Here is an 18,774-nt window from a genome sequence, read left to right as displayed (position 1 = left end):
AGCATGAATGTTGATAACGAATTATTGAAAGAAGACGTACTGGCCTATCTAGAGCAGCACGAAAAGAAAGACCTGCTGCGCTTTCTAACCTGCGGTAGCGTGGATGACGGCAAAAGTACACTCATTGGTCGATTGTTGCACGACTCGAAAATGATCTATGAAGATCAATTAGCCGCCATTACCAAAGACAGCAAAAAAGTCGGTACCACCGGCGATAAAGTTGACCTTGCCTTATTAGTCGATGGCTTACAGTCAGAGCGTGAACAAGGTATTACTATTGATGTGGCCTACCGCTATTTCTCCACTGACAGACGTAAGTTCATCATTGCTGATACCCCAGGACACGAGCAATATACCCGTAACATGGTAACCGGCGCGTCTACCTGTGACTTGGCGATTTTAATGGTTGATGCCCGTGCGGGAGTAAAAACCCAAACTCGCCGCCACTCATTTTTAGCCAGTCTGTTAGGCATTAAACACGTTATTGTTGCCGTCAATAAAATGGACTTGATGGATTTCAGCGAAACCGTTTATAACGAAATTAAAGCTGACTTCTTAAAGTTTGCAGAGAACCTGAAGATTCCTGACATTCAGTTCGTACCAATTTCGGCGTTAGAAGGTGATAACGTTGTAAACAAAAGCGATAAATCCCCTTGGTTTGACGGCCTGCCGTTAATGGAAATGCTAGAAACTATCGAGATTGGTAACGATATCAATGCCGATGATTTCCGCTTCCCAGTTCAATATGTAAATCGTCCCAACCTCGACTTCCGTGGATTTGCAGGAACTGTGGTATCGGGTCAAGTGGCACCCGGAGATGAAATTACCGCGCTGCCTTCCATGAAAACCTCGAAGGTAAAATCCATTGTTACCTTCGACGGCGATCAAGATCGTGCCTATGTGCCACAAGCAGTGACACTGACATTGGAAGACGAGATTGATATTTCTCGTGGTGACATGATTGTTAAATCTGACAATCTGCCATTAATGGGTAGCCAGTTTCAAGCCCACTTGGTGTGGATGTCAGAAGAGCCAATGATGCCGAACAAGCAATATAGCTTTAAATTTGCCACCAAAACCACCCCAGGATCTGTGGCGGAAGTACAGTATCAAATTGACGTCAATACCTTGGAACAAACCCAAGCTGCCCATTTGAACTTAAATGAAATTGGTGTGGTAGATCTTAAATTTACCCAACAAATTGCCTGTGACAATTACGATAGTAACCGTGCAACCGGTGCCTTTATTGTGATTGATAGACTGACAAACGGCACCGTAGGTGCAGGTATGATTATCGATAAGTTGGCTGATGACAAGCAACACGATACACCTGAATTCTCGGCTTTTGAGATGGAATTTAACGAACTGGTTCGTAAACATTTCCCTCATTGGAACGCTACCGATATCAGTAAGCTGTAAGAGGCCTTCAGGTTATATGGATGTCAACCAAATCATGGTGCTGGGGATTTTCTTCAGCACCATTTTTGCGCTTATCGCGTCGAACATGCGTCCGTCGACCATTTTTGCATTGGCGGTGTTATTTTTACTCATCAGCCAGCAAATCACCTTCGACGAAGTTCTTGAAAACCTCACTAACAAAGGGTTGATCACTCTCATATTATTGCTACTGGTAAGTAGCGCCATCGATAAAACCGCATTAATAAAACAAATTGGGCGAAAATTAGTGGCCCCCAGTTTTAGTCTCTCGTATTGGCGATTATTTGGCTTAACCTTTTTTTCCTCTGCGTTGCTCAACAATACGGCCATTGTGGCTAGCCTCATAGGTCCAATAAAACAGAATCAGTATCACCCCGCCTCTCGGTTGCTGATCCCACTGTCTTACTCCGCTATTTTAGGTGGCACCGTTACCCTCATAGGGACATCGACGAATTTGATTGTCGATTCTTTTTTACAAGAACATGGCCATCCTGGTTTCGCCTTTTGGGATTTCACCCTCTATGGCCTTATTGCCGGTTTAAGTTGCGGTGTATTAATGTTCGTACTGTCTACCTGGTTACCTGACATTGCTAACAAACAAAATAACTATCGGGAATATATTGTCGAAGCTGAAGTAGAAGCGGACTCTGAGCTTATCGGCAAAACGGTGGAAGAAAATCATCTTAGAAATTTACCCGAACTGTTCTTAGTCGAAATCGTAAGAGATAAGCAGCTGGTTACTCCAGTTACCCCAGATTTTGTCATCCTTGAAGGCGATAAGCTTATTTTCTCCGGTAACGTGCAAAACCTAGACAGCCTAAGCCATATAAAAGGGCTAACCATGTTTGCCGAAGCGGATGGGATCCTCAGGGAAAACCTCACAGAAGTGATCATTTCTAACCGCGCACAAATTATCGGTCAAACCATTAAAGCGTTAGGGTTTAGAGCCTTATTTGATGCTGCGGTGGTGGCGATAAGGCGGGATGGAGAACAGCTCTCCGGTAAACTTGGCGAAATTAAACTGCAAGCCGGTGACTTTCTTTTGTTAGCCGCAGGCCCAGACTTTCAAACGCGACAAAGTATTTCGAAGAACTTTTTTATTCTATCTGAGCAAAAAATTGCCCGGCCGCTTTCGAACCGGCAAGAATGGATCACCATGGGCGGGTTTTTAATTACTGTGGGCTTGTCAGCCATGCACATTATTAACCTTGGCTTAGGGCTCTTGTTTTTTGCCGCGGTGCTGGTAGCCGCCAAAGTTACCAACAGCGGTGAAATCAAACGTAATATGCCACTGAATCTTATTGTGGTGATTGTGGGAGCACTGACCTTGGCCACGGCATTGGAAAATGCCGGTGTTATTGCCTTAAGTACAGAACTCTTAATGCCCTATTTGTCTGATTCCAACTGGTTTATCGCCCTTGCCAGCATTTACTTGCTTACCCTAATACTCACCGAGTTTGTCACCAACAATGCCGCCGCGGCGTTGATGTTTCCCTTTGCCTACGGTGTGGCGGGCATTATCGGTGCGCCACTTATGCCTTTTGCCTTAGCGGTAGCCTTTGCAGCCAGTGCAAGTTTTATATCACCCTATGGTTATCAAACCAATTTGTTGGTGTTCAATGCTGCAAATTATCGCTTTAAGCACTTTATTAAAATTGGTCTTCCTATTTCACTTACCTACAGTTCTATTGTGTTATTACTGTTAAACATGACCTACTTTTAAAAAAAACGCCCTGTATTTACAGGGCGTTTTTCTAGTTAGCGGAATAACACTTTTTCCTTGTTAAACCAATACACACAAAAACTAATCAATGCGCCAGCGATAATGGCAGTGGAGCCAAATATGGCAACTAGCTCACCGTAATCCATGGTGCCTTTGATGAGTTCTTTTATGGCTAATGCCACGTTGGTTAACGGCACCCATGCCCAACCACCTTTTAGCTCAACGCCGGGCAACATGGCCATGATAACAGGCACCACCACGAACATGACTAAGGGGGTCATATACCCTTGCGCTTCTTTAAAACTGCGGGCATAAATAGACAGACACAATAGTAATGATGCGAAGATCGCCACCACCGGAATAAGCATAAGAAATATCAGCGCAAAATCTAGACCGCTGATGGCCCCCATAAACTCAGCCACCAATTGAATAGCCATCCCCTGACTCAGTACAACCCCCCAAATGGCCATACTAGAAACGGTAACAAGGGCTGAAGTCACGCCCGCTAGCGCTATGGTAAAAAACTTGCCCATGACCAGTTTATAGCGCGCTATGGGAGAAATTAACAAGGTTTCCAAGGTACCTCGCTCTTTCTCCCCTGCCCCTAAATCCGTGGCCGGGATCATGGCACCTTGCAGGCACAGCATAAAGATAAGATAAGGAACAAACCCGCCTATCTTCTCTCCCCAATTCTCTCGTTTGTCAGCCACATCCACCTTGTCGATAACAATAGGCGTCAAAAGGGCTTTTTGCTGATCGGCACCTAGCCCTAACGCTTGAAAAGCGACACGTTGATTATGCGTAGCTATTTCATCGACCATATTTTGCAAACGGCGCTGCACGAGGTTAAGTCCCGCATCGTTTAAATACAACTTCAGTACGATTTGACCAGCCTGAAGCACATCGTCGTTGTAATTATCCGGGATCACCAATACAAAGTCAGCGACCCCACTGCGAATGCTCGTTTCCAAATCGTCATCGTCAGTTAACATGACCCGATTAAAGTTCTCAGTAGCGTCCATTTGGTTAACTAAAGAAGGCGCGTATTGCTCGCCAACTACTGCAAAATTCAATACTTTGGTTTCTGCCTCTTTCACGGCCTTGGTAGAAAAATAGGTCACCACACCAATAATGAGCGGAAACACCAATATGGGTAACGCAATCATGAAAAATAGGGTTTTTCTATCACGTATCAGTTCTTTAAGTTCTTTTAAAAATACCAACCACATTATTGGCCTCCTTGCGCGAGTGTGGATAAAAATGCCTGACTTAAGGAGCCCGGTGCCAACGCACAGAATACCGCTAAGGTGTCATCAAAGACTGTTCGCCCTTCATTAATTACCGCTACTCGGTCACACAACTGGGCCACCTCATCAAGGTGGTGAGTAGAAAATATCACTCCCACGCCTTGTGACTTCATTTGCCGAATAAATTCCATCACCGTTTGCGACGCCATGATATCCAACCCCGTGGTGGGCTCATCAAGTATCACCACCTCAGGAGAATGGATCACCGAGCGCGCAATGGCGGTTTTCTGCTTCATACCCGTGGAATACGTTTCACAGCGCCGGTCTAAAAAACTGTGTAAGTCGAGTAATTCGCACAATTCATCAATACGCTTAACAATGGCTTGTTTTTGCATACCGTGCAACTGGCCAAAATAGGCCATATTTTCCCGCCCCGAAAGACGCCCATACAACCCCGTATTACCCGACAAGAAACCAATTTTTTTTCGTACCAATACAGGCTGGGCCAATACGTCTACCCCGTTGATCATAACCCTGCCATCATCGGGCTTGAGGGCGGTAGATAGCATACGTAACGTGGTGGTTTTTCCTGCCCCGTTAGGCCCTAATAATCCTAATACTTCTCCACCTTGGCAACTAAACGACACGTGACGTACCGAATGAAAAAATTTCCCTTGCAAACGGGGATCTAAGCGCTCTTGTTCACTCAGCTTTTTGGGGTTTGCTACCACGAACTTTTTCTTTAGTTGGCTAATTTCTATCATTCGCTTTCCTTTTCGCTACCTCATGAAGGTATAACCCGGCCTGAGCGCCTTTTATTGGGAATAATGCACCCGTAGAATGAGTGCTCGCATCGCCATACGCTTGTATGCTACACACTGTAAAATAAACACTTTTTCAATCTAAGCACAACAATTAAATTGGTACAGAGTGTGTCGCCGCATTGCTAATAAGACTGTAAAGGGGAATGTAACTTTCGCCATTTTCGTTACATAATAGGATGCAATCATGAATCGGATGCTGGATTAATACTGCGTATCGCTTTATTTGTTTCTCACTATCAAACTATAAAGGAGCCATAATGCAAGGGATCTCCAATCCTTTTAAGGCCGTGTCGGAAATATTCGTGCGACCAAACGGGGTGTTTTATACACTCGATAACACCAGTAATTGGTCATGGATACCGTTCTTTATTATCGCGGTGGTAGGTTCCTTACCGGTGTTTATTTACTTCAACAATGTGGACTTTACTTGGTACAAAGACTTTCTTGTTAATGCCAGCTTGTCAGACGTTAGCCCCGCCGAACAACAAGCCTTTACCGATCAACTCAGCCAACCGTTGGTGAAGTGGTCATCAACCATTGGTACGGTGATAGGCTATATGGTGGCCAATGCAATTTTAGCCGTATATCTAATGCTGGTAACACGACAAGACGAAAAGAGCGTTCACGGCTATACCGACTGGTACGGTTTTACCTGGTGGGTCACATTACCTGTATTGGTTTCCAGTGTGCTCTCTTTGGTACTACTGTTGCTGAATGGAGATCCCCAGATTTCGCCGTCAATACTCAATCCACTTTCCGTAGGCACACTGCTAGGTGTTGATATCTCCTCGCCATATTCACAAATTTGCGAATCCTTACGTTTAGACATGTTGTGGTCAATTTACCTTACCGCAGTAGGGTTAGGTCAATGGACACAATTTAATAGTAATAAAGCGTGGATAGCCGCCAGCGCTCCTTTTGTGATCATCTATACTGTGTGGCTGTTTTTTACACTTTTTTAAGTAAGAGGCAGTTGAATTGTAGAGCCCCCATTTGCTCGCTTTGGTCTGAAATAATCTTGATTCTGATAAAAGGCGAGCGTCTGCCCTTGTCCCCACCCGGGCACGCCCAAAACAGGTAAAGGTTTAAGCAAATATTTGGGGGTTAAATCTTGCAGTTGTTGTATTCTTTGTACCAGACTTTCATCAAGGGTTTGTACCTGCTGGGCAAATGACAGGGTATGAAAATCGGGCTCTACCACTACCGCTAACCATTTACCGGTTAAGCCAATAAACGGGTTTAGCATCATTTCGAGTATCGCATGACCAAATACAAAGGGGTAAATACTGTCACCCCATTGTGTTTTTTCATCATGCAATCCTTCCACCCACTGGTGCTGGGCTAACAAAGTTAATAGCGCATTACCTTGCTTGAGACGATCTCTTGGAATGGCTAGCACCACGCCACATTCATCAAAATGGGTAATATGATTTCGTCGTCGGGTTCTAGGGTTTAGGCCAAATGTTTGAATATCTTCAACGTGTAACGCATTTAGGTAAGCTTTTGTCTTTGGAAATTGCATCCAAATCAGCGCATTAAATAAATCATGCCAGCTGCCCTCACGGGTGGGAACATCTCCATCTTCGGCAACGATTTGTTCGTAATAACGGGTTTCACTGTCATCATAGGTACTTTGGCCTTTAAAGATTGGGCCATGGTAATGACCTTGATGCCAAGTCGCTACCGTACGATTAATCTCTTCAACCGTTGGAAATCCTGTATTTTTTAAAAGCCCGCTTAACGACAATAGCGTGGAAACAGGAAGTGCAATATCTGCGCTATTTTTGGCAGAAATCCAATTTAAACTAGAAGAATTCATAAGTGATAACTTGGTTCAAGGCCCTGTAATCTTTATACTGTTGGCCTATTGTAGAGCAAACAGAGACAAACAATGAGAAAAAATCTTTTGCCATTGATGGTGCCATCTTTTGTAATGCTGGCATCTTTAGGCCTAACAGCCTGTACCAGTGAAGAACCTTTGGGCGAACAAGCCCAAGAGACTCCCTCCGCACCGTCAAATTTTGACGCAGTGTATGGGAATATCAAAGACGAGGATCTTCGCGCCCCCCTAGAAACCCTTTCATCGGACGAATTTGAAGGCCGTTCACCCACCTCTGCGGGGGAAACAAAAACCCTCGATTATCTCACCAATAAATTGAAGGCGGCGGGTTATCAACCCGGTAATAATGGTAGCTTTTTACAAGACGTTGAGCTAATGGAAATCACCGCTGAACCTAACGCGTCTATGACCATTGGTGACAACACGTTTGCCTACAAACAGGACATGATAGTTGGTACCAAACGGGAACAAACTGCAATCGATTTAACCGCCTCTGACGTGGTCTTTGTGGGTTACGGCGTGAATGCACCAGAATACCAGTGGAACGATTATGCAGGGATTGATGTAAAAGGCAAAACGGTGGTGATCCTGGTAAATGATCCCGGTTTTGAAAACCCCGAAAGTGGTAAATTCCAAGGCTCCACCATGACCTATTATGGGCGCTGGACCTACAAATATGAAGAAGCCAGTCGTCAAGGTGCCGCCGCGGCACTTATTGTCCATGAAACCGCTCCGGCGTCTTATGGATGGTCAGTGGTGGCTAACAGCTGGAGCGGGCCTCAATACAGTCTAGTCAGCGACGATGGCGGCGCTAGCCGCGTGGCCGTAGAAGGCTGGTTAACCCTTGATGCAGCGAAAAAAATGTTTACCGATGCGGGAATGGATTTTGACGAGGAAAAACGAGCGGCATTAGAAGGCCCTTACCACAAAAACCTGGATTTAACCGCCTCGATTTCGTTGCAAAACACCATCAAAAAATCGGTCAGTCATAATGTTATTGCTACCTTGCCAGGGGCTGAGCATCCTGATGAACATGTTATCTATACCGCCCATTGGGATCACCTAGGCAAAGACCCTTCACTAAAAGGCGATCAGATATACAACGGGGCCCACGATAACGCCACCGGTACCGCTGCCAGTTTAGTAATGGCCGACGCCTTTGCCGCCTTAACGCCCCGCCCATCTCGTTCAGTGACGTTTCTTATTGTTACTGCTGAAGAGCAAGGTTTGCTAGGGTCACAATACTACGCAGAACACCCCGTTATCCCACTTAGTGACACCGTGGCCAATATCAATATGGATGCCATGAACGTACTCGGGAAAACCAAAGACGTTAAAGTGGTAGGCATGGGTAAATCACAATTAGAAACCTATTTAGAAAAAGCAGCAAAACATCAAGGCCGCTATTTGACCGAAGAAGATCGGCCAGAAGCCGGTTCTTACTATCGCTCGGATCATTTCAGCTTTGCCAAAAAAGGGGTACCAGCCCTTTATGCAGAAGGCGGCTCTGAGCCCTGGGATGAGCAAACAGCAAAATACAGAAAGCGTATGAAGGTTATTGTTACCGGGTGTTATCATCAGGTATGCGATGAATACCGTAAAGAATGGGATTTATCCGGTATTGCCCAAGACGCCCAATTGCTATTTGAAGTGGGCTACGATTTAGCCACGGGCAACGATTGGCCGGAATGGAACGAAAGTAGTGAGTTTCAGCGCTAATTCCACGGGATTGAAATAACATCCTTCATATACTGCCAGTAAATTTTCGCGAGCGGGGTTTACTGGCAGCCATATAACCGTATGCTTTATGAGCGATCATCCTCCATACGTTAAAATTCGGTGAATTTAGCAATATATTTTGCGTTTAGACCAGTTATTCCTTGCATTTTTTTCTCAGGCTGGCACATTCAACAGACGCGGAGTCAGCACATCAATAACAATAACGTCTCACCCGCGGCCGCGTTAGGCCAACCGACAGATTAACAATCCTTTTTTTCAACAAGTCATAAGAGAGAATCCGTTTTATGTGTGGTATTTTCGGTATCCTTGATATCAAAACCGACGTGTCTGAACTCAGAACCCAAGCGCTAGATTATACCAAATTGCTGCGTCACCGCGGCCCTGACTGGTCGGGTATCTGGAATAATGACAATACCATCCTGTGCCATGAACGGTTGGCCATCGTCGATGTAGACACTGGTGCGCAACCGCTCATCAGCCGGGATAATAATAAGGTCCTGGCCGTTAACGGTGAGATCTACAACCATAAGCAACTGGCGCAAAATTTGGCTGCCCCGTACGATTTTAAAACCCGTTCAGATTGTGAAGTTATTTTGCCTTTGTATGAACAAAAAGGCGTTAATTTCATTGATGATCTGGAAGGCATGTTTGCGTTTGTTCTTTATGATGAAACAGAAGATGCTTATCTGATTGCCCGGGATCATATCGGTATTATCCCTCTTTATACCGGCTACGATGAGCACGGCAACTTCTATGTTGCGTCAGAAATGAAAGCCCTAGCACCTATTTGTAAAACCATCAGCGAATTCCCTCCAGGGCATTATCTGTGGAGCAAAACCGGTGAACTCACCAAATATTACACCCGTGATTGGATGAGTTACGACGCGGTAAAAGACAACGAGACCAATCTTGACGATTTAAAAGTGGCTTTTGAAAAAGCCGTTAAATCGCACATGATGTCTGATGTGCCTTATGCGGTATTGCTATCTGGCGGTTTGGATTCTTCATTGGTGTCTGCGGTGGCTGCTCAATACGTAGCCAAGCGGGTTGAAGATGAAGATAAATCTGATGCTTGGTGGCCTCGTCTACACAGTTTTGCGGTGGGTCTTGAAGGCGCACCAGATCTGCTAGCAGCCAAACAGGTTGCGGATATGATTGGTACTGTGCACCATGAAATTCATTTCACCATTCAAGAAGGCCTCGATGCCATTCGTGATGTGATTTATCATCTTGAAACCTACGACACCACGACCATTCGTGCCGCCACGCCCATGTACTTAATGACCCGTAAAATTAAAGCGATGGGCATTAAAATGGTACTGTCCGGTGAAGGCTCAGACGAAATTTTTGGTGGGTACCTTTATTTCCATAAAGCCCCTAACGCCAAAGAACTTCATGAAGAAACGGTACGTAAGCTCGACCGTTTACACATGTTTGACTGTGCCCGTGCCAACAAAGCCACCAGCGCATGGGGTGTGGAAGCCCGCGTGCCGTTCTTAGATAAGAACTTTATGGATGTTGCAATGCGCCTCAACCCACAAGATAAAATGTGTATTGATGGACGTATGGAAAAATGGATCTTACGTAAAGCCTTTGATGACGGTAAAACCTTACCGCCAGAAGTACTTTGGCGTCAAAAAGAACAATTTGGTGACGGTGTCGGTTACTCTTGGATAGATTCCATTCGTGATTTCGTTGATGGTGAAGTTACCGATAAGCAACTGGCTACTGCCGAGTTCCGCTTCCCGGTGAACACCCCTGATACTAAAGAAGGCTATTATTACCGCACCATCTTTGAAGGCTACTTCCCTCAAGAGAGTGCAGCACGATGTGTGCCTGGCGGTAAATCTATTGCTTGCAGCACCGTAGAAGCCCTTGAATGGGATGAGAGCTTTAAGAATAACGCCGATCCTTCTGGTCGTGCGATGAAAGATGTTCACGCAGGTGAAAGCCATTAATTTGCGCTAACAAGCACAACAAAAAAAGGCGCTAACGTTAATTACGTTAGCGCCTTTTTTTATCTGCAGCTTTTACTTTGCAATGCTCACCGGACGGTACCAAAGAGTTGGATCATCAACCGGCGTTTGTGGAGGTAACAACGGATTGTCGATAAAAATGGTATCCCGTTCATTAATCTTGAGGTCTTTTAGGGTGGATTCATAGGTTGAAAAGAAAAGCGCATCAAAGGAGCCATCTTCTAATGCCATTTGCAAGCCAGTTTCGATTAACCGGGCTAAGGTGGTATTGCCCTTATTAACGAAGAAGTACATAGCGGTGGGGTAATAAATTGCATGGTGTTCGTCAAGAACGATATCCGAAGAAAAATACCCAGCCTCAATTTCATTTTCCACTTCAACAACTGAACGAGGAAAGAAATCGGCCCGGTTTGTTTCTAGAATGTTGTACGCATCGGTAAAACTCGGCACAGTAAATACATTGAAACCATTGGCTTGTAGAATTTTTGTATCCGGCCATTCTTCCCCTGACACAGGGATCAAGTTTCGCATCTCGGTTTTATTGAATGCGCGATCAAAACGCGCCCTTTGCGACTCTTTTATTAAAAACACGCGCCACCCCATTAAGCCTTTGGTTAATGGAATACGGATCGGCAATAAATCTTTCTCACGCTGGGCGTCGGTAACACTCCACACCACATTCACTTCTCGATTTTCTTTTAGCTGTCGTAAGGCTTTGCCTTTAAGCATAATGCGATCAGAAGGTTTTAATTTGTATTTTACCCCTGTTTTTTCCAATGCTAAGGTGAGGATCGCTAACGGGTACTCAGTGCGCAAATCTTTATCGTCCAAACCCCGTGGGTAGGTAATTGACCATAACGCAGCATGTGCACTTACACTTAATAACCCACAGCACAAAATCAAAAATTTACGCATTCCCTTCCCCCCTGTGACCAACATTACTCTATACCGATGTATTTATGGGTTTGTAACGACAACCGCCAGTTTCGCTCAATACACGTTTTAATGGCAAGTTCGGTGGCCCTTGCCTGCTGACTAATAGGTTGTAAACAGATATAAGGCGGCGCTTTACCCTCTATACGCTCTAGCAGCCCATCTAGGTCATCGATATGCTTTTCCATAGCAACAGGGTGCTTAATTTCATTTGCTCTAACCAACGCCTCGCTGAGAACCTCATAGCCCCCTTTCATATCAACCTTGGGCGAAACGGTTACCCACGTTCGTTCATCGCAAAGAACAGGAAACGTACCACTGGTTTCTATTTGCGTTGTAAAACCATTTTCGTGGAGGGTATTGGTTAACTTAAACAAATCATACATACACGGCTCGCCACCGGTAATGACGATATGAGTAGCGGTGTAACCCCGTTTTCTAATAAGAGCTATCAAGGCCTCGGGATCCGCAGCAAAGTGATGCTCGCTCTCAGCGGTTTTATTGAGTACCTTATCTGCCGTGGTTAAAAAGGCATCATCCAATGCCCACGTATGCTTAGTGTCACACCACGCACATCCCACAGGGCAACCTTGCAGTCTGATAAATACGGAGGGCACGCCGGTTTGCACTCCCTCACCCTGAATGGTTTCAAACATTTCGTTAATTTTTAGCGTCGTATCCGGCAAAGTGTTATTCCTGTCGTTAAATCGGGTTGGGATTTTATCAATAATCACATAGAATTCTTGCATCTTTTCGAGAAAAAAACGAACTTATGTCTGAGAAAGTAATTGTTATCTATTCTGGCGGTATGGATTCTTTCACCGTATTGCATAAAGCCATTGAAGACGGCAAGTCGCCTATGGCGCTATCATTTGACTACGGTCAACGACACAAAAAAGAGGTGGAATATGCTGCGCGGGTGTGTGCTGAACTAGGCGTACCACACAAAATTGTAGACATTTCCGCCATCAATAGCTTAGTGGGAGGCTCTGCCCTCACTGATGATATTGCAGTGCCTGAAGGTCATTACGAAGAACCCTCTATGAAACAAACCGTAGTGCCTAATCGCAATATGATCTTATTGTCTATGGCTGTGGGCTACGCGGTAAGTGAAAACGCCACCAAGGTATATTACGGCGCCCATTCTGGTGACCATGCCATTTACCCCGATTGCCGCCCAGAATTCGTAAAAAAAATGAATGATGTATGTGCCATTGCTAACTATGAAGCCGTGGAAATTGTGACCCCTTACCTCACGGTCAGTAAAACTGCCATCCTTACTGATGGCCTGCGCATGGGGTTGGACTACGGTAAAACCTGGACGTGTTACAACGGCAGAGAAAAGGCCTGCGGCAAATGCGGTGCATGCCAAGAAAGACTAGAAGCCTTTAGCGAAAACCATAAAACCGACCCCCTCGCTTATGAAGACGGTGCATTCAATTAAGGTATTTCATTAATTCAGGTTCATCCCTTGCCCAACATAGCGTTGGGCGAGGTCATGTCTTTATTACCGGTTTTACTTCTGACTTTCTGAGATAAAATACGTGAGCTCTTTTATACAATGACGAAGCACTGGGTTTAACCGTGTGTTTTTGCCATTCATCACGAATAAATCATGGTCGAATTTAAACAGGCTACCATTTGCGATAGGCACCAAACCTAAGCTTGCGCCCTGCTCTTTGGCAATATAATCAGGCAGCAAGCCGATATATTCACCGGTCATAATGGCTGATAAAGCGGCTTCGAAGGAATCAGAGAAGGTTTGCACTGATAACCGCTGGTCATCTTCAATGTAATTGGCCGAGGACAACCCTGAAATACCAATGGCAGGATATTCACTCAAATCCACATCTTGCGGCAATGCTTCTACATCACGATATTTTGCTAACGGATGGGTAGGAGAACAATACAGGCGACCATGGCACGTGACTCCTACCGGATGAAAGGTTACCGATTCGGGTTTAACCATATCGTAGGTGGAGATAACAAGGTGGCATTCTCCGGACAATGCCACGTGTTCTACTTCGTTATACAAGCGGGTTTGAATATTGACATGAATATCGTCAAATTTCTTCATAGTACTTTTCACCGCTTTGCTTACAGCTAAATGCATCGACAGTGGCAAACCTGCCATCATTACTAAAGTAATGTGGCCAGAGTAATCATCATGTAAGGATTTAAGGTTAAATACAAAATTGTCGAAAGCGTTGAAAATACGTTTGGTTTCCTGGAAAACCACTTCCCCTTCTTTCGTCATTTGAAAGCCACCTCGTCCTCGATGACACAGCACCAGATCAAGTCGCTCTTCTAACTTTTTAATGGCAGCGCTGATATTCGGACGCTGCATTCTAAGGACAGGTTCAGCTGCGGTAAATCCGTTACAACTTGCTACCGCGTAAAACACCCTTAACAGTTTTATATCTGACTCTTGCAATCGATTTAACATAACGCAATCCGTGTATTTATAGGTATAATTAGGTATAGTTACGAATACTTTACACCCATAATAGGTAAGACCTCGCTGAATTACAACGGTATTTTGCAAGTTTACACTTTCTAATTACATTTCAATTTTTTCAGACAATTACCTGTTCTGCCAAGCCCACGCCCTAACCCAATTAAGATAGCGCAACCACCTGCTTGCGCAGAGTTTCAATATCGTCCCTTAGAGACGCGGCTTTTTCAAATTCCAACTCACGGGCACTTTCAAACATTTGCTTTTCTAACTGTGCAATTTGCGCCATCAGATCTGTAGCACTGGCCGCTTGAAGGTCTTTCTTCTTATCTGCAACTTTACGTAAGCGCACTTTTCCAGACGCAGGATGGGCACTGTCGCCTAAATCCATAATGTCGGTAATGGGTTTATTTAGCCTTTGCGGTGTAAGGCCGTTTTTGCGATTGTGTTCCTCTTGCTTCTCACGTCGTCTGGCAGTTTCGTCGATGGCTTTTTTCATCGATTTGGTGATCACATCGCCGTATAAAATGGCTCTACCATTTATGTGTCTAGCCGCTCGACCTATGGTTTGTATAAGCGAACGCTCAGCACGTAAAAATCCTTCTTTGTCAGCATCAAGGATGGCAACCAATGAAACTTCCGGCATATCCAAACCTTCCCGAAGCAAATTAATCCCCACCAACACATCAAATTTACCCAGCCGCAAATCACGAATGATTTCGATACGCTCCACCGTGTCGATGTCAGAGTGTAAATAACGTACCTTAACCCCATGCTCGTTCAAGTATTCGCTTAGATCCTCAGCCATTCGTTTGGTGAGTGTAGTGATCAACACCCGTTCATCCACCGCCACCCGCAGCTGTATTTCCGACAACACATCATCAACCTGTGTTGCCACCGGCCTAACTTCAATGATGGGATCAAGCAATCCTGTGGGCCGCACCACTTGCTCCACCACTTCGCCGTCAGATTTTTTCAACTCATATTCGCCCGGTGTAGCCGAGACATAAATAGTTTGTGGTGAAATGTGCTCAAACTCTTCAAATTTAAGTGGTCGGTTATCCAATGCAGAAGGCAAGCGAAAACCATATTCCACCAGAGTTTCTTTACGTGAACGGTCGCCCTTATACATAGCTCCAATTTGAGACACGGTAACATGAGACTCATCAATAAAAAGAAGACCATCGGCGGGAAAGTAATCTAGCAATGTAGGCGGTGGCTCGCCGGGGGCGCGGCCAGATAGGTAGCGGGAATAGTTTTCTATGCCCGAACAATAACCTAGCTCCAGCATCATTTCGATATCAAATTGGGTACGCTGAGTAATACGCTGATCTTCAAGCAGTTTGCCCGTCGATTGCAGTTGGGCTTTACGGTCTTTAAGCTCTGTTTTAATAAACTCGATGGCGTCGAGAATTTTTTCTCGAGGTGTCACGTAATGGGTTTTCGGGAACACGGTGGTTCTCACTACCGATTTATCCACCGCCCCGGTGAGGGGATCAAACAAGCTAATTTTTTCAATTTCACTATCAAATAGCTCTACTCTTACCGCTTGTTTTTCGGAGTCAGCTGGAAAGATATCAATAACATCGCCACGCACCCGAAAGGTGCCCCGCTCGAACGCCAGATCATTTCTTTTATATTGCAATTCGGCTAAGCGACGTAAAATATCACGCTGATCCATGATGTCGCCCTGACGCAAATGCAATAGCATTTTCATATAAGATTCAGGATCACCCAGACCATAGATCGCCGATACACTGGCAACAATGACTACGTCTCTGCGCTCCATAAGTGCCTTTGTGGCCGACAAACGCATTTGTTCAATATGGTCGTTAATCGATGCATCTTTTTCGATAAAGGTATCGGTACTGGGCACATAGGCCTCAGGCTGATAATAGTCGTAATAAGACACAAAATACTCTACCGCATTGTGGGGGAAAAACTCTTTCATTTCTCCGTACAATTGGGCTGCTAAGGTTTTATTGTGCGCCAAGATCAACGTAGGGCGCTGTACCTCACTGATAATGTTTGCCATGGTAAATGTTTTACCAGAGCCCGTAACCCCAAGTAGGGTTTGACTGGCCAAGCCGTTTTCAAGGCCATCCACTAATGCATCGATGGCCTTTGGCTGATCGCCTGCCGGCTGGTATTTGGATTCAAGCTCAAAACCTTTACTCATTACTGTTGTTGCTCTCCAAGCTTGTGATGTGTGACGACAACACCCGATTAAAATAGATATAGGACACCAGTGCCATACACAAATTTGCACCGACCACACCGGCAAATAAGCCGGGCAGGCCGTAAAAAAGACTGGCCACATAAGAAACTGGTACGTAAAAAACGAACAGACGGATGATACTCAGTGCCAAGGCAGAGACAGGGCGATGCATGGCATTAAGGGACGAGTTAGTCAAAATTACCACCCCTTGCAACCCATAACCAAGTGGTACAATCATCAAAAATAACGTGATAAGTGTTCCCACCTCTGCCTCTTCGGCAAACAGTTGCCCAATCCAGTCAGACAACAACCACAGCAAGACAAAGATCATCAACTGCCAAAGCATGACAAACTTTAGCGTTAGCCGGTAGGCCTGCTCAACACGAATGTAACGATTGGCACCCACGTTCTGACTGATAATAGGCGGTAGACTCATCGATAACGCCAAAACCACGATACTGGCGATGGATTCAAGACGATTTCCCACCCCCCAAGCAGCCACAGCGGTTGTACCGTAATTAGCCACTACTGCTGTCATTACGCCACCGGCGATGGGAGTCAGCATATTGGCTCCTGCTGCTGGCATGGCTATTTTCAAAATAGGAAAACTGGTCTTTTTTAATTCAGACAATGTCAGTAGCCGTGGCAGCATCATCTTACGCTTAACCGCTAGTAACCACACCACCCAACTTGCGCCGGCAATCCAGGCGATAAGCGTTGCCAGCGCAGCACCTTGTATTCCCATCGCGGGAATGGGCCCGAAGCCGAATATAAACACCGGATCCAAAGCTGCATTGATGGCCCCTCCGGTTGCCATAATGATACTCGGAGTACGGGTATCCCCACATGCACGCAATACGCTGTTTCCCACCATGGGCAAGGCAAGAAACACACTGGATAAATACCAAATATTCATATAATCGTGAATATAGGGCATTAATACATCACTGGCGTTTAATACATGGAATATCGCATCAATGCTCAAATACCCTACAAAGGCCAAGGTACCCACAAGCACAAACGATAACACCATGGCACTAGAAGCATATTGTCTCGACTCATCAAGCTTTCCGCTGCCTTGTAGTTTCCCGATGATGGCGGATGTACCAATACCAAGTCCTATATTAAGACTGATCACCGTAAAGGTGACTGGGAAGGTAAAGCTGATAGCGGCAAGGGGTTGGGTGCCAAGTAAACTGACAAAAAACGTGTCGATAAGCCCAAAACTCATCATCATGATCATGCCCACCACCATGGGCACCGTCATTCTTCGCAATGTGGAAGAGATATCGCCTTCGATGAGGTTGTTAGCACGGGCATTTTGTTTGTTATTACTCACTGGCGTTCCGTTAGTTGGTGACCTAAATTTAGGTATTGGAGGTAGTGGCGAACTATCTTTGTAGTTTACGTGAGTGGCATCAGGGTTGCACGATTATCTATCCAAGTTGTAAGTAGACACAGTAACGTCGCGAAACCATCATTCATATAACGAGGTATTTTGTCATGCAATAAGCAATGTACTAAATGTCCCCACTGACCAACAAAAAACCGAGTTTAGTTTTTATACGAACAACGCTGATTTAGCCGATACCAAGGTTACAGCTCTATGACAACTATTTGACAAGCGCTGTCATCTTATATCCATTCAGCGCCCAGCTAGCCCCTAAACGGCAATGGAGGTGAATTATTAATAAAATGTTAACACCATATTGCTTTGGATAATTTTTGCGGGCTAATTCAACAAAACCTGCGAAATAACACACAAGGTTGTTAATGTCTAACCAATCCGGATCATTTTCTCACATAAAACAGATCAATAAATCTTAACCTAATGATTATTAGGTATTTATGTAGAAATACAGTCGTTAAGTGCCTGCGGATCACTTAGCAAATGTGTGCAACCTAACCCCCTTAAGCTTATCTATCAACATAGTTATCCACAGATTTAGTGGATAACTGTCCAAAGGCCAGTATTGGCGTGTAATTTTAGGGATCTGGCTACATTTTTGGTAAGTAATGACTAACCGTCTAGTTCCACGGTAAACGTGACAGCTTTATGAATACCTGTATTAAGGTACAGTAGTCAACGTGTTTTTAATACCTAATTCGGCTTATAAATTTATTTTTAGTTATAAGAATAATAACTGAAAAATGAAGCCTCTGTTTACTTCCTATTCGTACTTTGAATTCAAAAGCTTATCTATAAAAAGTAAAATGAAGTTCATTTTTTGCGCTTTTCGCTTGTTTTTTGATAGCTATTCCAAAAAAGAGCTATTTTTTGAGCGATTAAATGAAAAAACTGAAAACGCTTGTTGACAGTGGCAACTTACCTCATTAATATTCGCCACCGTTGAAAGGCAGGTCCCCCTTAGCTCAGTTGG

Annotated in this window: 14 protein-coding genes; 6 read left to right on the top strand and 8 right to left on the bottom strand. The window is 44.8% G+C overall.

Annotation, left to right across the window (positions count from 1 at the left end; all coding sequences use genetic code 11):
* The first annotated feature begins 3 nt into the window (after positions 1–3).
* Positions 4–1,419 carry a sulfate adenylyltransferase subunit CysN gene (cysN, locus tag KO501_RS03825; protein ID WP_216028335.1) on the top strand — a complete coding sequence of 472 codons (1,416 nt, stop codon included), beginning with the start codon at positions 4–6 and terminating at the stop codon, positions 1,417–1,419.
* A gap of 16 nt (positions 1,420–1,435) precedes the next feature.
* Positions 1,436–3,160, top strand: a complete 1,725-nt coding sequence (locus KO501_RS03820; protein WP_216028334.1) for an SLC13 family permease — start codon at positions 1,436–1,438, stop codon at positions 3,158–3,160.
* Between the two features lie 35 nt (positions 3,161–3,195).
* Here KO501_RS03820 and KO501_RS03815 read toward each other — a convergent pair whose 3' ends face one another.
* Positions 3,196–4,389 carry an ABC transporter permease gene (locus KO501_RS03815; protein WP_216028333.1) on the bottom strand — a complete coding sequence of 398 codons (1,194 nt, stop codon included), beginning with the start codon at positions 4,387–4,389 and terminating at the stop codon, positions 3,196–3,198.
* A complete protein-coding gene (locus KO501_RS03810) occupies positions 4,389–5,171 on the bottom strand; it encodes an ATP-binding cassette domain-containing protein (RefSeq protein ID WP_216028332.1) in 783 nt (260 codons plus the stop codon). Before KO501_RS03810 ends, KO501_RS03815 begins: the two co-directional genes overlap by 1 nt.
* Positions 5,172–5,488: 317 nt before the next feature.
* Here KO501_RS03810 and KO501_RS03805 point away from each other — a divergent pair, with 317 nt between their 5' ends.
* Positions 5,489–6,193: a YIP1 family protein gene (locus KO501_RS03805; RefSeq protein ID WP_216028331.1), complete on the top strand. Its 705-nt coding sequence runs from the start codon at positions 5,489–5,491 to the stop codon at positions 6,191–6,193.
* Here KO501_RS03805 and KO501_RS03800 read toward each other — a convergent pair.
* Positions 6,190–7,050 (bottom strand): DUF3025 domain-containing protein, encoded by an 861-nt coding sequence (locus tag KO501_RS03800; RefSeq protein WP_216028330.1) that lies wholly within the window; start codon positions 7,048–7,050, stop codon positions 6,190–6,192. The genes KO501_RS03805 and KO501_RS03800 overlap by 4 nt on opposite strands.
* Positions 7,051–7,122: 72 nt before the next feature.
* Between KO501_RS03800 and KO501_RS03795 the strand changes: the two genes are divergently transcribed.
* Both KO501_RS03795 and asnB read left to right on the top strand, forming a co-directional pair.
* Complete coding sequence (locus KO501_RS03795) at positions 7,123–8,790, top strand: M28 family metallopeptidase (RefSeq protein WP_216028329.1); 1,668 nt, start codon at positions 7,123–7,125, stop codon at positions 8,788–8,790.
* Positions 8,791–9,095: 305 nt separating this feature from the next.
* On the top strand, positions 9,096–10,769 hold the full coding sequence (asnB, locus tag KO501_RS03790; RefSeq protein WP_216028328.1) for an asparagine synthase B: 1,674 nt from the start codon (positions 9,096–9,098) through the stop codon (positions 10,767–10,769).
* Between the two features lie 72 nt (positions 10,770–10,841).
* Here the strand turns inward: asnB and KO501_RS03785 are convergent, their stop codons facing one another.
* Both KO501_RS03785 and queE read right to left on the bottom strand, forming a co-directional pair.
* Complete coding sequence (locus KO501_RS03785; protein WP_216028327.1) at positions 10,842–11,702, bottom strand: transporter substrate-binding domain-containing protein; 861 nt, start codon at positions 11,700–11,702, stop codon at positions 10,842–10,844.
* A gap of 23 nt (positions 11,703–11,725) precedes the next feature.
* Positions 11,726–12,376: a 7-carboxy-7-deazaguanine synthase QueE gene (gene queE / locus KO501_RS03780; protein WP_252728160.1), complete on the bottom strand. Its 651-nt coding sequence runs from the start codon at positions 12,374–12,376 to the stop codon at positions 11,726–11,728.
* A gap of 116 nt (positions 12,377–12,492) precedes the next feature.
* Between queE and queC the strand changes: the two genes are divergently transcribed.
* Positions 12,493–13,164, top strand: coding sequence for a 7-cyano-7-deazaguanine synthase QueC (gene queC / locus KO501_RS03775; protein ID WP_216028325.1), 672 nt, complete (start codon positions 12,493–12,495; stop codon positions 13,162–13,164).
* A gap of 72 nt (positions 13,165–13,236) precedes the next feature.
* Here the strand turns inward: queC and KO501_RS03770 are convergent, their stop codons facing one another.
* The 3 genes from KO501_RS03770 to KO501_RS03760 form a co-directional block, all read right to left on the bottom strand.
* Complete coding sequence (locus KO501_RS03770; RefSeq protein WP_216028324.1) at positions 13,237–14,166, bottom strand: LysR family transcriptional regulator; 930 nt, start codon at positions 14,164–14,166, stop codon at positions 13,237–13,239.
* Positions 14,167–14,338: 172 nt separating this feature from the next.
* The gene (gene uvrB, locus KO501_RS03765) at positions 14,339–16,354 is read right to left on the bottom strand and encodes an excinuclease ABC subunit UvrB (protein WP_216028323.1); all 2,016 of its coding nucleotides are present in this window, start codon (positions 16,352–16,354) and stop codon (positions 14,339–14,341) included.
* Positions 16,347–17,648 carry an MATE family efflux transporter gene (locus tag KO501_RS03760; protein ID WP_216028470.1) on the bottom strand — a complete coding sequence of 434 codons (1,302 nt, stop codon included), beginning with the start codon at positions 17,646–17,648 and terminating at the stop codon, positions 16,347–16,349. The genes uvrB and KO501_RS03760 overlap by 8 nt, the downstream gene beginning before the upstream one ends.
* Between the last annotated feature and the right edge of the window lie 1,126 nt (positions 17,649–18,774).

The organism is Alteromonas sp. C1M14 (assembly GCF_018860965.1).
Classification (GTDB): Bacteria; Pseudomonadota; Gammaproteobacteria; order Enterobacterales; family Alteromonadaceae; genus Alteromonas.
Note: the sequence above shows the minus strand (reverse complement) of the source record. Positions and strands in the feature narration are given on the sequence as shown.